Below are 14,282 nucleotides of genomic sequence, written 5' to 3' on the forward strand. Positions count from 1 at the left end.
TTGCCCTGCGTCAAGGACCGTCCAGCCATGCGGCGCGTTCCTACGGCGGCCGCCGAAGCGCCACCCTACAGTGACAGATCCCACCCACTCTCAGCAAAGGATCCGCCATGCGCGTGGACATCTACCGCCGCCCCGAAGCCCAAGGACGCTTTTCCCACCTGGTCGTGCCCGAGGGCAAGCCCATCCCGCAGGAGGCCATCAACACCGACTGGACCAGCGAGAAGCGCGGCGTGGAGATGGACGAGACGCAAGGCCACTGGGACGAGCTGGGCATCCCCGAGCCCGGCCGCCAGCTGCGCGACAAGGGCTATGCCATCACCAGCGTGAAAGAGCAGCCCCGGCAGTGACGCGGCGCGGCACTGTCGCCTGCGGCATCGCGCGCCGCCGGCGATGCCGCTAGGCTGCGCCGATGGAGACAACCCGCACCCCCGTCGCGGCGACCCTGCCGGTGCCGCGCATTCGCCGCTATCAGGAATGGCTGCAGGCCCGGCACGGGCTGGCATTCCAGGATTACGACGCGCTGTGGCGCTGGTCCACGACCGAGCTAGAGGCCTTCTGGCACAGCGTCTGGGAGTACTTTGCCATCCAGTCGCCCACGCCGTACACGGCGGTGCTGGAGCGCAACGTCATGCCGGGGGCGCGCTGGTTTCCCGGCGCGCAGGTCAATTACGCGCGCCAGGTGCTGCGCCATGTGGAGGCGGCGCACGCCGCCGGCCAGCCGGCGCTGATCGCCTGCAACGAACGCGGCCAGCGGCGCGACATCTCCTGGCCCGAACTGCGCCGCCAGTGCGCGGCCCTGGCGCTGCACCTGCGCGCGCAGGGCGTGCAGCCCGGCGACCGGGTTGCCGCCTACCTGCCCAACATCCCCGAGACCATCGTCGCCCTGCTGGCCTGCGCCAGCATCGGCGCCGTCTGGAGCGTGTGCGCCCCCGACATGGGCACGGCCGCGGTGCTGGACCGCTTCCGCCAGATCACGCCCAAGGTGCTGATCGCCATTGACGGCGTGACCTACGGCGGGCGCGAGCACGACCGCGGCGCCGTGCTGCAGGAGTTGCGCGCGCAGCTGCCCAGCGTGCAGCACGTGGTGCTGGTGAACGGCCTGGAGGCGCCGCGCGCCGCGCCGGACTGCCAGCCCTGGGCCGCTGCCGTCGCGCGCGACGACGCCGAGGTGGCGGCTTTCGAGCCGCTGTGGCTGGCCTTCGACCACCCGCTGTGGATCGTCTATTCCAGCGGCACCACCGGCCTGCCCAAGCCCATCGTGCACGGCCACGGCGGCATGCTGCTGGTCAAGCTGCAGCAGGCCACGCTGCACTGCGATATCGGCTGCAGCTACGCGCCCGAGACCCTGGGCGAGCGCTTCCACTGGTACAGCTCCACCGGCTGGGTGATGTGGAACGCCCAGGTCGGCGGGCTGCTGGGCGGCACCACCTGCGTGCTGTACGACGGCCACCCGGGCGGCAGCCGCGACAACCCTGACTGGAGCGTGCTGTGGCGCATGGCGGCCGAGACCGGCGTGACCTTCTTTGGCGCCGGCGCGGCCTTTTATGGCAGCTGCATGAAGGCCGGCCTGCAGCCGACGCAGTGCGGCGACCTGTCGGCCATCCGGGCGCTGGGCAGCACCGGCTCACCGCTGTCGGCCGAGGTGCAGCAGTGGGGCACCGACTTCTTCCGCCAGGCGCACGCCGCCGCGCCGGGCCACCCGGGTGCCGACATCTGGTGGTGCAACATCTCTGGCGGCACGGACTTCGCCGGCTCCTTCCTGGGCGGCAACCGCGAGCTGCCGCAGCACCTGGGCCGGCTGCAGTGCCGCATGCTGGGCGCGGCGGTGCAGGCCTGGGACGACGCCGCGCGCCCGGTGCTGGACGCGGTGGGGGAGCTGGTGTGCACCCAGCCCATCCCGTCCATGCCGTTGTACCTGTGGGGCGATGCGGACGGGGCGCGCCTGCACGCCAGCTACTTCGCCATGTACCCGCCGGGGCACGGGCGCCGGCCTGGCGGTGGCGACCTGGGGCCGGAAGCAGGAAGCGTCTGGCGCCATGGCGACTGGATCGAGATCGGCTCGGCCGCGCATCCGGGCTGCGTCATCTACGGGCGCAGCGACGCCACCATCAACCGCCACGGCCTGCGCATGGGCACCAGCGAGGTCTACGCCGCCGTCGAGGCCCTGCCCGAAGTGCTGGACAGCCTGGTGGTGGACCTGGAATACCTGGGCCGCGACAGCTTCATGCCGCTGTTCGTCGTGCTGCGCAGCGGCGCGGTGCTGGACGAGCCGCTGCGCGAGCGCGTCCGCGGCGCGATCCGCGCGGCGTTGAGCCCGCGCTTCGTGCCCGACGAGATCGTGCAGGTGGCCGAGGTGCCGCGCACCCTGAGCGGCAAGAAGCAGGAGCTGCCCATCAAGAAACTGCTGCTGGGCCAGCCCCTGGCGCAGGTGGTGAACCGCGACGCGATGGCCAATCCGGATTGCCTGGGCTGGTATGTGGCCTACGCCGAACAGCGCGGCCATGTTGCTGGCTCCTGATTGCGGGTCTCACGCCGCGCCACCCGCATCCCGGGGCGCCGCCGCGCCCCGTGCCCAGTGCAGCGCGTGCTCGGCGAAGCGCTCCACCACCCGGTTCGCGGTACCGGGCAACCGCGCCAGGGCGATGCCCAGGTGGAAGCCGGGCGGGTTGTCGGTGAGGGGCAGGCACTTCACGCCGGGCGGCGCCATGCGCCGCGCCACGCCGGCCACCAGCCCCACGCCCATGCCGGATGCCACCAGGCTCATGATGGTCTGCACCTGCATCGCCTCCTGCGCCACGCGCGGGGCGAAGCCTGAGAACTGGCAGCGCAGCATGGCCAGCGCGCACAGGCCGGGCACCTTGTCGCGCGGGTACATGATGAACGACTCGTGCGCGGCCTCGCACAGCGCCAGCGACTCGCACCGGGCCAGTGCGCTGCCCTGTGGCACGGCCAGCACGAAGTCGTCGCGGTCCAGCGGCAACAGGCTGAAGCCGCTGGGATCGAGCACCGGGTAGCGCAGCAGCCCGGCATCGAAGCGGCGCGACAGCAGTCCTTCCAGGATGTCGGAGGACGTGGCCTCGGTCAGCTCCAGCGCGATCTTGGGGTGGTGCTCGCGCAGCGAAGGGATCAGCTGCGGCAACAGCGCGTAGGTGGCCGAGCCGATGATGCCCAGGCGCACCCGCCCGCCTTCACCGCTGTGCGCGTCGGCCACTGCCTGGCGGCACTGCTCGGCATGCCGCAGCGCCAGTCGCGCGTCATGCAGCATGGCCTGACCGGCGTGGGTCAGCACCACGCCCGTGCTGGTGCGCTCGAAGAGCGCGCTGCCCAGCTCCTGCTCCAGCTTGCGGATCGAAACCGACAGCGGCGGCTGCGCCATGTGCAGCCGCTCGGCGGCACGGTGGAAATTGCCGGTGTCGGCCAGGGCGACGAACTGGCGCAGTTGTCTCAAGTTCATGCCGATATCCGAGAAGTATCGATTACGGTATTTTTAATATTAGACAGTAGTTTTCTTGCTGCTTAGAGTGTTTCCCAAGGCTGAAGCAGCCCGGCGACCCATCACCCGCATGCAGGAGACTTTCATGCAGCACCAGCGCAGAACCACCCTGGCCGCTTTCGCGGGCGCAGCCCTGTTGACCCTGGCCGGCAGCTTGGCGCCCGTGGCCGCGACGGCGCAGGACTTCCCTTCCCGGACCATCCGGTTCGTCGTGCCCTTCGGCCCGGGCAGCGGCACCGACACCTCGGCGCGCTACTTCGCCCGCAAGCTGCAGGACCTGACGGGCCAGCCGGTGGTGGTTGAGAACAAGCCCGGTGCCAATGGCTTCATCGCCGTCAAGCAGGTGCTGGCGGCTCCGGCCGACGGCTACACCGTCTTCATCGGCAGCAATTCGACGCTGGCGGTGAACGCCGCGCTGTTCCGCCAGCTGCCCTATGACCCGGTGCAGGACCTGGCGCCGCTGGCGATGATGATGCGCTCGCCCGCCATGCTGGCCGTGCGCCCGCAGGCGCCCTATGCCGATCTGCAGGGCCTGATCGCCTACGCCAAGGCACACCCTGGCGAGATCAACTTCGGCGCCGGCTCGGCCGGCTACCAGCTGATGGGCGAGCTGCTCAACGACAGCGCCGGCATCCGGACCGTACATGTGCCCTTCAAGGGCGCGGGCGAGGCCATGACGGCACTGGCCGCCGGCACGGTGGATTTCGGCTTTGCCGAAGTCACGGCGGTACAGGAGCTGGCCCGGGGCGGGCGCGTGAAGGTGCTGGCGGTGGCGGCGGACCGGCGCGTGCCGACGTCACCGGACATCCCCACGGCCAGCGAGGCCGGGCTGCCGGGCTTCGAGGCCTACACCTGGGTGGGCGCCATGGTCAGCGCCGCGACGCCCGCGGCGCTGACCACCAGGCTCGCCGAGCTGTTCACCGCCATCTCGCGCATGGACGAGACGCACGCGTTCTACGAGCGCCTGGGCGCTACGCCGATGACCGGCGGGCCGGCGCAGATGCATGCTTTCCAGAAACAGGAAATCGCCCTGTGGAAACGCATCGTCGTCCAGGCCAAGGTGCCGCTGCAATGACACCGGCAGTGGGGCAGGGCAGTGCACGCCCCGGACCGCTGGCAGGCGTGCGCGTGCTGGATTTGTCCAGCGTGGTGTTCGGCCCGCTCGCCAGCCAGGCACTGGCCGACTACGGCGCCGAGGTGGTGAAGATCGAACCGCCGGGCGGGGACTCGACGCGCCACACCGGCCCCGCGGTCGAGCCGGGTATGGCTGCCATGTTCATGGGCTGCAACCGCAGCAAGAAAAGCGTGGTGCTGGACCTGAAGCAACCCTTGGCACGGCAGGCGCTGCACGCACTGCTGGCTACGGCCGACGTGTTCATGCACAGCATGCGGCCCCAGAAGATTGCCCGGCTGGGGCTGGACGCGGACAGCCTGCGCGCCCGCTACCCCCACCTGGTCTATGCCGGGCTGCACGGCTTCGGCGAGGACGGTCCGTATGCCGGCCTGCCGGCCTACGACGACGTGATCCAGGGCATGAGCGGCCTGGCCGACCTGATGCAGCGCCAGACCGGCGAAGCACGCTACCTGCCGACCATCGCCGCCGACAAGACCTGCGCCTTGGTGGCGGCGCAGGCCATCCTGGCCGCGCTGTTCGCGCGCGAGCGCACCGGCCAGGGCAGTTTCGTCGAGATTCCCATGTTCGAGACCATGGTGGGTTTCAATCTGGTCGAGCACTTCTACGGCATGCACTTCACGCCGGCGCTGAGCGGCGCTGGCTACCCGCGGGTGATGGCGCCCTGGCGCAAACCGTATCGCACGCTGGATGGCCACGTCTGTCTGATGCCGTACACCGACGCCCACTGGCGCCGCTTCTTCGACGCCGTGGACCAGCCGCAGCTGGCGCAGGACGCACGCTTCGCCAGCCAGGACAGCCGCACCCAGCACATCGCCGCGCTGCTGGAGATCCTCAGCGCCCAAGTGGCGCAGCACGACACGCGGCACTGGCTGGATACCTGCCGGCGCCTGGAGATCCCCGCCGCGCCGGTGGCGCGCCTGGACGAGCTGCCGCAGGACCGGCACCTGCAGGCCACGGGCTTCTTCACCCACCTGCAGGACCGGGCCATGGGCGAAGTGCGCCTGGCCCGCTCGTCGGTGCGCTTCGACGGCGCGCCGCCGCCGGTGAGCATGCCCCCGCGCCTGGGTGAGCACACCCACGCGCTACTGCGCGACGCCGGCCTGGACGACGCCGACCTCGCCCAGCTGCAACCCCTGGAGCACTGCACATGACCGACAACATCCCGCGCATGGGCCAGGGCGCCTACTGGCAAGACCTGCAGGTGGGCCAGCGCTGGCGCACTTTCCGCCGCACCATCACCGAGGCCGACCTGGTGGCGTTTATCAACGCCACCGGCATGCTGGAGGCGATCTTCATCGAGGACGGCTACGCAGGCGGCGCGATCCGCGGCCGCCCGGTGCCAGGCGCATTGACCTACACCTTCATCGAAGGCTTCATCCTGCAAAGTCTGATCCAGGGTACGGGCCTGGCGATGCTGGAGCTGCACCAGAAGATCCTGGCGCCAGTGCTGGTGGGCGACAGCATCGACGCGGTGGTCGAGGTGACCGCGGTGCGCCCCACATCCAAGGGCAACCGCGCCGTCGTCAGCTCGCGCATCGAGGTCTTCAACCAGCGCGGCGAGGCGGTGATGGAGTACACCGCGACCCGCCTGCTGGCGGGCCGCAGCACTACATAAAAGATAGCTTCGGACCTTTTATCCATTAGGGTTTGAGGCACTTTTCACTACAAATCAAGGAGACACGACATGCATACACGACTCTCCCGGCGCCTGGCACTTCTGGCCGCCGCCGGCTGGCTGTCAGCCGCCACCCTGGCCCATGCCGCCTGGCCGGAGAAACCCATCACCCTGGTGGTGCCCTTCCCGCCCGGCGGCCCCACCGACATGGTGGCGCGCGTGCTGGCGCAGAACGTGGGAGAACAGCTGGGCCAGCCGGTGGTGGTGGACAACAAGCCCGGGGCCAACGGCAACATCGGCAACGCCTTCGTCGCCAAGGCCGCGCCCGACGGCCATACCGTGCTCTACAACACCTCGTCGGCCGCGCTCAGCCCGGCGCTGTACAAGAAGCTGAGCTACGACGTGCGCAAGGACCTGGCGCCGGTGGCGCTCACAGCGGTGGTGCCGCTGGGCCTGGTGGTGCACCCAGCGCTGCCCGTCAAGACCGTGGCCGAACTGGTGGCCTACGCCAAGAAGCATCCCGGAAAGCTGTCTTATGGTTCGGCCGGCAATGGCAACGTCACGCACTTGGCGGCGTTCCAGACGGTCCAGCACTACGGCATCGAGGCGGTGCACGTGCCCTACAAGGGCAGCGCGCCGGCCGACGTGGACCTGGTCGCCGGACAGATCCACTTCATGACCGACACCATCAACTCCGTGGCGCCGTTCATCCAGGACGGCAAGCTTCGGCTGCTGGCTGTCTCCACCGGCAAGCGCATCGCCAATTTTCCCGAAGCGCCCACGCTGGCCGAAAGCGGCATGGCCGGTTTCGAGGCCGGCGCTTGGCAGGGGGTGATGGTGCCGGCCGGCACGCCCCAGCCGGTGATCGCGCGGCTCAACCAGGCCTTCGTGCACGCGCTGCGCGACCCGGGCGTGCTGGAGAAGCTGCGCGTGCAGGGCACCGAGCCGCTGGGATCCACCCCCGAGGAATACGGCGCCTACCTGCACAAGGAGCTGGCGCGCTGGGCCTCGGTGGTCAAGAGCACCGGCATCTCGCTGGATTGACGGCGGCCTGCTGCCGAAGGAATGTCATGTCGGTTCTGGATTCACTCACCCTCACGCGCATCCCGCCCGAGGACGAAGCGCTGCGCGCCGAGGTGCGCGCCTTCCTCGCCGAGGCCGTGCGCGAGCTGCCGGCACACGTGCGCGCCCGCTCCTGGGGCGGCTACAGCACGCAGCTGAGCCGCCAGCTGGGCGCGCGCGGCTGGATCGGCGTGACGCTGCCGCGCGAATACGGCGGCGGCGGGCGCAGCGCCTTTGCGCGCTACGTGCTGGTGGAGGAGTTCCTGAACGCCGGCGCGCCCGTCGGTTCGCACTGGATCGCCGACCGCCAGAGCGCGCCGCTGATCCTCAAATACGGCACCGAGGCGCAAAAGCAGTTCTACCTCCCGCGCGTGTGCCGGGGCGAGGCGTTCTTCTGCATCGGCATGAGCGAGCCGGGCGCCGGCTCCGACCTGGCCAGCGTGCGCACGCGCGCCGTGCCAAGCGAACGCGGCTGGGTGCTCAACGGCCAGAAAATCTGGACCACCAACGCCCACCACTGCCAGTACATGATCGCGCTGGTGCGCACCTCGGGCAGCGCCGAGGACCGCCAGGGCGGGCTGTCGCAGCTCATCGTCGACCTGTCGCTGCCCGGCGTCACCGTGCGCCCGATCGAGGACCTGTCGGGCGACCGGCATTTCTGCGAAGTGTTCTTCGACGACGTGCAACTGGCGCCCGACGCGCTCATCGGCGCCGAGGGCCAGGGCTGGGGCCAGGTGACGGCCGAGCTGGCCTTCGAGCGCAGCGGGCCCGAGCGGTTGTTCTCCAGCATCGTGCTGTTCGACCAGTGGCTGGACTGGGTGCGCACGCCGGCAGGGCGCAGCGACGCGGCCACGCGCCTGGCCGGGCGCGTGCTGACCCAGCTGGCGCCGCTGCGCGCCATGTCGGTGGCGGTGCAGGAGCGGCTGGCGCGCGGTGACAGCCCCATCGTCGAGGCCGCGCTGGTCAAGGAGCTGGGCACAACGCTGGAGCAGCTGATCCCCGCGGCCATCGCCGACGACCTGTTCGCTCGCGCGGACGCGGGCACGGACGTGCCGGTGGAGCTGCTGCTGACGCTGAAGTACGTGACCGAGGCCGCGCCCTCGTTCTCGCTGCGCGGCGGCACGCGCGACATCCTGCGCGGCATGATCGCGCGCGGCCTGGGGCTGCGCTGAAAGGAGCGACCGACATGGACGACGACCTCTTCGCCGACGCCGCGCGCCAGGTGCTGGCGGATCACTGCACCCCGGCCGTGGTGCGCGCCATCGAATCCGGCGGGCGCGCCGCGCCGCCCGCCGCCGCGCTGTGGCGCCAGCTGCAGGCCAGCGGCCTGCCGGACGCGCTGGTGCCCGAGGCGCAGGGCGGCGCAGGCCTGGCACTGGCGCAGGCCTTCGGCGTGCTGGAGCAGTGCGGCGCGCATGCGCTGCCACTGCCACTGGCCGACACCCTGCTGGCGCGCGGGCTGCTGGCCGCCGCCGGCGCGCCCTGGCCCGATGGCGGCATCGCCCTGGCGCGCGCCGAGCCCCTGGCCGACGGCAGCCTGCGCTGCGCGCTGGTGCACGGCGGCGCGCTCGCCACGGCGGTGCTGGCGCAGACGCCGGACGGCTGGCGCCTGCTGGCCGTGGATGGCGCGCAACCCGGGCCGCAGGCGCTGGCGCTCGACGCCGCGCTCGCCTGGTCGCCGGCGCAGGCCCAGGCCGCGCCGCACATCGCGCTGCCGCCCGGCGCGCAGGCGCGCACGCTGCAGGCGGCAGTGCTGGCGGCGCAGATGGCGGGCGCGCTGCGCGCCGTGTTCCAGCGCACGCTGGACTACGCCAACGAACGCCGCCAGTTCGGCCGGCCCATCGGCAAGTTCCAGGCGATCCAGCACCAGCTGGCGGTGATGAGCGAGCAGGTGTTCGCGGCGCGCATGGCCGCGCAGATCGGTTGCGCCGGCGCGGCCGGCGGGCTGTGGCCGGACGCGCTGCGCGTGGCCACCGCCAAGGCGCGCTGCAGCGAGGCGGCGCTGGACGTGGCGCAGGCCGCGCACGCCATCCACGGCGCCATCGGCTTCACCGCCGAACACGACCTGCAGCTGTTCACCCGCCGGCTGCACGCCTGGCGCCAGGCGGGCGGCAGCGAGGGCTATTGGCACGCCGTCGCCGGGGCAGCGCTGCTGGCGGCCGAAGGCCCGACGCTGGACGTGGTGCGGCGCATCACGGACCTGGAAGAGCTATCCGATTGATAGCTGGCAGCCCTTTGTTCATAAGGGCTGGAGCCATTTTTCATTCAAAACCGCTTTTTTGACCGACTGGAAACCCGCCATGCCCTTCCTGACCCGCGAGCGCGACGGCGCCATCCTCACCGTGACCATGGACCAGCCCGCCACGCGCAACGCGCTGACCGGCAACACCGCAGTGGCGGAATTCGTGCAGCTGTGCGAGGACGTGCGCGCCGACGCCGGCGTCAAGGTGCTGATCCTGACCGGCGCCGGGCCGGTGTTCAGCTCGGGCGGCAACGTCAAGGACATGCGGCGCTTCTTCGACGAGGCGCTGACGCCCGAGCTGATCCGCGAGGAGTACCGCCAGGGCATCCAGCGCATTCCGCTGGCGCTGCAGCAGCTGGACGTGCCCGTCATCTGCGCGGTCAACGGCCCGGCCATTGGCGCCGGGCTGGACCTGGCGTGCATGTGCGACATCCGCATCGCCAGCGAGACCGCCACCTTCGCCGAGAGCTTCGTGCGCGTGGGCATCGTGCCGGGCGACGGCGGCGCCTGGCTGCTGCCGCGCGCTGTCGGCATGGCCCGCGCGGCGGAGATGGCCTTCACCGGCGAGGCCATCGACGCGCGCGAGGCGCTGGCGTGCGGGCTGGTCAGCCGCGTGGTCGCGCCGGACCAACTGCTGCCCACGGCGCGTGCGCTGGCCGGCAAGATCGCCGCCAACCCGGGCGCCGCCATGCGCATGACCAAGCGCCTGCTGCGCGAGGGCCAGCAGACCTCGCTGGCGACGCTGCTGGAGCTGTCGGCCGCCTGCCAGGCGGTGGCGCACAAGACCGCCGACCACCGCGAGGCGGTCACCGCCTTCATCGAAAAGCGCGCGCCGCGCTTCTCGTAAGCCGACGGCCGGGGGCGTTCAGAGCACCGGCGCCAGAAAGCTCGGCGCCAGCCCCGACAGCTGGCTGGCCGCCGCGCGCAGTGCCGGCAGCACCTCGCGTTCGGCGCGCGCCCGATCGTAGTCGGCCCCCAGCAGGCTGGCGCCCAGCGCCGCCACGACCTGGCGCTGCTCGTCGTGGATGGGCACCGACAGGCCGCTGACGTGCAGGTCGAACTCGCCCTCGACCCAGGCGTGGCCGCACGCCGCCACGGCCGCCAGCTCGCGCGCCAGCGCCTGGGGGTCGGTCAGCGTGCGCGGGGTGATGGCGCGCAGCGGCGTGTGCGCGAAGTACTGCGCCTGGAAGGCGGCGCTCTGGTAGGCCAGCAGCGCCCGCCCCGGCGCGGTGGCGTGCACCGGCAGGTGGCTGCCCATGCCCAGGCGCGACGACATGACCTTGGCCGACGGGATGCGCAGCACGAACACCACCTCGTTGCCCTGCAGCACCGCCACCGCGCACGACTCGCGCAGCTCCAGGCACACCGTCTCCAGGACGCGCTGGGCATGGCCCCAGAACGGCAGCGAGGTCAGGTAGGTGACGCCCAGGCCCAGCACCTTGGGCGTGAGCCGGAAGCCCCTGTCGCCGGCGGCGCTGGCGTAGCCCAGCTCGCCCAGGGTCAGCAGGATGCGCCGCGCCACGGTGCGCGGCAGGCCGGTGTGCTGGGCGATCGAGGCCACTGTGTGCGGGCCGGGCTGGCCCAGGGCCTCGATCACGCGCAGCCCGCGCGCGAATGACCGCACGAAGCCGTCGCTGTCCGGTTGCGCCATCTCGCCTCCTGTTCGCTGCCGCCTGCCGCAAGGGGGTTCACGAAAGCCGAACACCCCCTACCAATGAAACGAGGGAGCGCGTGTTGACACCCTCCACCGTTGGACTTGTAATGACCGTCAGGCGAACCAAGATGTCCGCCAGGCGGTCATTGTAATTCAACCAAGACCCCACACAGGAGACAAGCCATGTTCACTCGCATGCTGCACACCGGCGCCGCGGCTCTGGCCGCACTGGCCCTCGCGCTGCCCCTGGCGGCGCACAGCCAGGGCGCCGCACCCGCCGCACCCTTCAAAGCGTCCAAGCCGATGCACATCGTGGCGCCCAGCTCGCCTGGCGGCATCCTGGACCAGACCAGCCGGCTGGTGGCCAAGGCGCTCACGGACATCGTCGGGCAGCCGGTCATCGTGGACAACCACCCCGGCGCCGGCGGCACCATCGGCATCCAGACCATGCTGCGCGCCGATCCCGACGGGCACACGCTGGTCATGGGCAGCCTGGGGCCCAACGCCGCCAACTACACGCTACAGGACAAGCTGCCCTACGCCTATACGGATTTGACGCCGGTGATCAACGTGCTGGCCATGCCCGACGTGGTGGTGGTCAACCCGCAGCTGCCGGTGAAGAACGTGGCCGAGCTCAAGGCCTATGCCGACCGCAAGGAAGGCGGCGTGTCGATGGCGGTGTCCACCAGCGGCTCGTCCGGCCACCTGGCCGGCGCCATGCTGAACCAGCGCGCCGGCATCAAGGCGGTGGACGTGGTCTACCGCGGCGCGGCGCCGGCGCTGACCGACCTGATCGGCGGCCAGGTGGACTACATGGTGGACAACCTGATCACCGCGCTGCCGCAGATCCGCGCCGGCAAGCTGCGCGCCATCGCCGTCACCACCCGCGAGCGCAGCGCCGAGCTGCCGGACGTGCCCACGCTGATGGAGCTGGGCTACCGGGATTTCGACGTGTCGGTCTGGCTGGGCCTGTTCGTGTCCTCCAAGACCCCAGCGGCGACCGTGCAGGCGCTGAACGCGGCGCTGAACCAGGCCCTGGCCGACCCGCAGGTGCGCAAGACCATCGCCCAGCAGGGCGGCCGCGCCGTGGGCGGCTCGCAGCAGGACTTCGCCAGCTTCGTGCAGGCCGAGAAGACGCGCTGGGCCGAGGTGATCCGCGCCGGCAACATCAAGCCCTGACGGCCCCTCTTTCGCATTTCGCATCCACAGGAGACAACAACATGAGCGTGCAAACGCCTGCCATGCAGGACAAGGTCGTCGTCGTCACCGGCGCGGGCAACGGCATCGGACGCGCGGTGGCGCTGCTGCTGGGCCAGCAGGGGGCCCGCGTGGTGGTCAACGATCTGGGCTCCAGCGGCAGCGGCGAAGGCGCCGATGCCGGCCCGGCGCAGCGCGTGGCCGACGAGATCACCGCCGCCGGCGGCAGCGCCGTGGCCAACACCGACAGCGTGGCCACCCCGGAAGGCGCCAACGCCATCATCCAGACGGCCATCGAGCGCTTCGGGCGCATCGACGGCGTGGTGAACAACGCCGGCATCCTGCGCGACCGCATGTTCCACAAGATGAACCGCGAGGAGTGGCAGTCGGTCATCGACGTGCACCTGCACGGCAGCTACTTTGTCAGCCGCGCCGCCGCGCCCTATTTCAAGGACCAAGGCGGCGGCGCCTATGTGCACATGACCTCCACCTCGGGGCTGATCGGCAACTACGGCCAGGCCAACTACGCCGCCGCCAAACTGGGCATCGCCGCGCTGTCGCGCTCCATCGCGCTGGACATGTCGCGCTACCACGTGCGCTCCAACTGCATCGCGCCGTTCGCCTGGAGCCGCCTGATCGGGACGCTGCCCAGCGAGACCGAGGCGGAAAAGCAGCGCCTGGCGCGCATGCAGTCCATGAAGCCCGAGCAGGTGGCGCAGGTGGCGGCGTTCCTGCTGAGCGACGCCGCACGCGACGTGACCGGCCAGATCCTGGCGGTACGCGGCAACGAGGTCATGGTCATGAGCCAGCCGCGGCCTGTGGCCTCGGTGCACAGCGCCGGCGGCTGGGACGCGCAGTCGCTGTCCGAGCGCGCCCTGCCGGCGCTGCGGCGCGCCTTCACGCCGCTGGAGCGCTCGCCGGACGTGTTCAACTGGGACCCGGTCTGAAACGCCATGGCCATCGACTATGACCGCCTGCGCCGCTGGGCCATCCCCGACCAGCGCAACCGCTATGGCCAGGACGACTGCATCCGCTACGCCCTGAGCCTGGGCATGGGCGCCGACCCGCTGGACGCGCTCGACCTGCCCTTTGTGTACGAGGGCGCGCGCGCCGACGCCCCGATGCCGGTCATGCCGACGCTGCTCTCGGTGGTCGGCGCGCCGGGTGCCTGGGCCACCGACCCAGGCACCGGCATCGACTGGATGCAGATCCTGCACGGCGAGCACCGCATGCGCTTCCATGCGCCGCTGCCGCCCGCTGCCGAGGTGCTGAGCCGCACCCAGGTCTGCCGCGTGGTGGACAAGGGCGCCGGCCGCGGCGCGCTGGTGGTGACCGAGCGGCAGGTGAGCGACGCGGCCAGTGGCCGGCCGCTGGCGACCGTGGAGCATGTGTCGTTCTGCCGCGCTGACGGCGGCTTCGCCACCCCCGGCCAGCCCGGCGACGCGGCGCTGCCGGCGCTGCCGGCGCTGCCGCAGCGCCCAGCCGACCTGTCCTGGGACATGCCGACGCTGGCCAGCGCCGCGCTGCTGTACCGCCTGAACGGCGACCGCAACCCGATCCACGCCTCACCCGAGGCGGCGCGCAGCGCCGGCTTCGAGCGTCCCATCCTGCACGGCCTGTGCACCTTCGGCATGGCCGCACGCGCCCTGGTGCGGCTGGCCTGTGGCAACGACCCGGCGCGCCTGGCCAGCATCGCCGCGCGCTTTTCGGCGCCGGTGGTGCCGGGCGACACCCTGACCGCCCAGCTGTGGCACGAGGGCGGCGACGCCTGGCGCTTCGCCGTCTGGGCGCGCGAGCGCCAGTGCATGGTGCTCAGCCACGGCACGGCCGAGGTGCTGCCCGCCTGACCCGCGACCCCTACCCCAGACGCTTTCCCCCGATTCA

At 71.3% G+C, this 14,282-nt stretch carries 14 protein-coding genes; 12 read left to right on the forward strand and 2 right to left on the reverse strand.

From position 1 onward, the window contains the following. The first annotated feature begins 107 nt into the window (after window positions 1–107). Entirely contained in the window at window positions 108–347 is a 240-nt protein-coding gene (locus tag BLQ61_RS02980; protein ID WP_091566580.1) for a DUF6139 family protein, read from the forward strand. 62 nt (window positions 348–409) lie between these two features. Beyond that, window positions 410–2,518: an acetoacetate--CoA ligase gene (locus BLQ61_RS02985; protein ID WP_091566582.1), complete on the forward strand. Its 2,109-nt coding sequence runs from the start codon at window positions 410–412 to the stop codon at window positions 2,516–2,518. Window positions 2,519–2,527: 9 nt separating this feature from the next. Here BLQ61_RS02985 and BLQ61_RS02990 read toward each other — a convergent pair whose 3' ends face one another. Then, window positions 2,528–3,454, reverse strand: a complete 927-nt coding sequence (locus tag BLQ61_RS02990) for a LysR substrate-binding domain-containing protein (protein ID WP_091566583.1) — start codon at window positions 3,452–3,454, stop codon at window positions 2,528–2,530. 124 nt (window positions 3,455–3,578) lie between these two features. Between BLQ61_RS02990 and BLQ61_RS02995 the strand changes: the two genes are divergently transcribed. The 7 genes from BLQ61_RS02995 to BLQ61_RS03025 all read left to right on the forward strand — a co-directional run bounded on the left by BLQ61_RS02995 (window position 3,579) and on the right by BLQ61_RS03025 (window position 10,394). Next, on the forward strand, window positions 3,579–4,568 hold the full coding sequence (locus tag BLQ61_RS02995) for a Bug family tripartite tricarboxylate transporter substrate binding protein (protein ID WP_091567449.1): 990 nt from the start codon (window positions 3,579–3,581) through the stop codon (window positions 4,566–4,568). After that, complete coding sequence (locus BLQ61_RS03000; protein ID WP_091566585.1) at window positions 4,565–5,779, forward strand: CaiB/BaiF CoA transferase family protein; 1,215 nt, start codon at window positions 4,565–4,567, stop codon at window positions 5,777–5,779. The genes BLQ61_RS02995 and BLQ61_RS03000 overlap by 4 nt, the downstream gene beginning before the upstream one ends. Next, the gene (locus BLQ61_RS03005) at window positions 5,776–6,243 is read left to right on the forward strand and encodes a MaoC family dehydratase (RefSeq protein WP_091566587.1); all 468 of its coding nucleotides are present in this window, start codon (window positions 5,776–5,778) and stop codon (window positions 6,241–6,243) included. Before BLQ61_RS03000 ends, BLQ61_RS03005 begins: the two co-directional genes overlap by 4 nt. Before the next feature lie 69 nt (window positions 6,244–6,312). Then, window positions 6,313–7,287, forward strand: a complete 975-nt coding sequence (locus tag BLQ61_RS03010; protein ID WP_091566589.1) for a Bug family tripartite tricarboxylate transporter substrate binding protein — start codon at window positions 6,313–6,315, stop codon at window positions 7,285–7,287. Between the two features lie 26 nt (window positions 7,288–7,313). Beyond that, window positions 7,314–8,477, forward strand: a complete 1,164-nt coding sequence (locus BLQ61_RS03015; protein ID WP_091566591.1) for an acyl-CoA dehydrogenase family protein — start codon at window positions 7,314–7,316, stop codon at window positions 8,475–8,477. A 14-nt stretch (window positions 8,478–8,491) separates the two neighbouring features. Continuing rightward, complete coding sequence (locus tag BLQ61_RS03020; RefSeq protein WP_091566593.1) at window positions 8,492–9,526, forward strand: acyl-CoA dehydrogenase family protein; 1,035 nt, start codon at window positions 8,492–8,494, stop codon at window positions 9,524–9,526. Window positions 9,527–9,605: 79 nt separating this feature from the next. After that, window positions 9,606–10,394: a crotonase/enoyl-CoA hydratase family protein gene (locus tag BLQ61_RS03025; protein WP_091566596.1), complete on the forward strand. Its 789-nt coding sequence runs from the start codon at window positions 9,606–9,608 to the stop codon at window positions 10,392–10,394. An 18-nt stretch (window positions 10,395–10,412) separates the two neighbouring features. On the opposite strand, the gene BLQ61_RS03030 is transcribed toward BLQ61_RS03025, so the two are convergent. Beyond that, window positions 10,413–11,198 carry an IclR family transcriptional regulator domain-containing protein gene (locus BLQ61_RS03030; RefSeq protein WP_091566598.1) on the reverse strand — a complete coding sequence of 262 codons (786 nt, stop codon included), beginning with the start codon at window positions 11,196–11,198 and terminating at the stop codon, window positions 10,413–10,415. Window positions 11,199–11,384: 186 nt separating this feature from the next. Between BLQ61_RS03030 and BLQ61_RS03035 the strand changes: the two genes are divergently transcribed. Genes BLQ61_RS03035 through BLQ61_RS03045 form a run of 3 tightly spaced genes read left to right on the forward strand, consistent with a single transcriptional unit; the run spans window position 11,385 to window position 14,245 of the window. Continuing rightward, window positions 11,385–12,380 (forward strand): Bug family tripartite tricarboxylate transporter substrate binding protein, encoded by a 996-nt coding sequence (locus tag BLQ61_RS03035; RefSeq protein ID WP_091566600.1) that lies wholly within the window; start codon window positions 11,385–11,387, stop codon window positions 12,378–12,380. Window positions 12,381–12,421: 41 nt separating this feature from the next. Next, a complete protein-coding gene (locus tag BLQ61_RS03040; RefSeq protein WP_245703810.1) occupies window positions 12,422–13,345 on the forward strand; it encodes an SDR family oxidoreductase in 924 nt (307 codons plus the stop codon). 6 nt (window positions 13,346–13,351) lie between these two features. After that, window positions 13,352–14,245, forward strand: a complete 894-nt coding sequence (locus BLQ61_RS03045) for a MaoC/PaaZ C-terminal domain-containing protein (RefSeq protein WP_091566602.1) — start codon at window positions 13,352–13,354, stop codon at window positions 14,243–14,245. Window positions 14,246–14,282 lie beyond the last annotated feature (37 nt).

Origin of the sequence: Oryzisolibacter propanilivorax (genome assembly GCF_900103645.1) — a bacterium.
Taxonomy (GTDB): domain Bacteria; phylum Pseudomonadota; class Gammaproteobacteria; order Burkholderiales; family Burkholderiaceae_C; genus Melaminivora; species Melaminivora propanilivorax.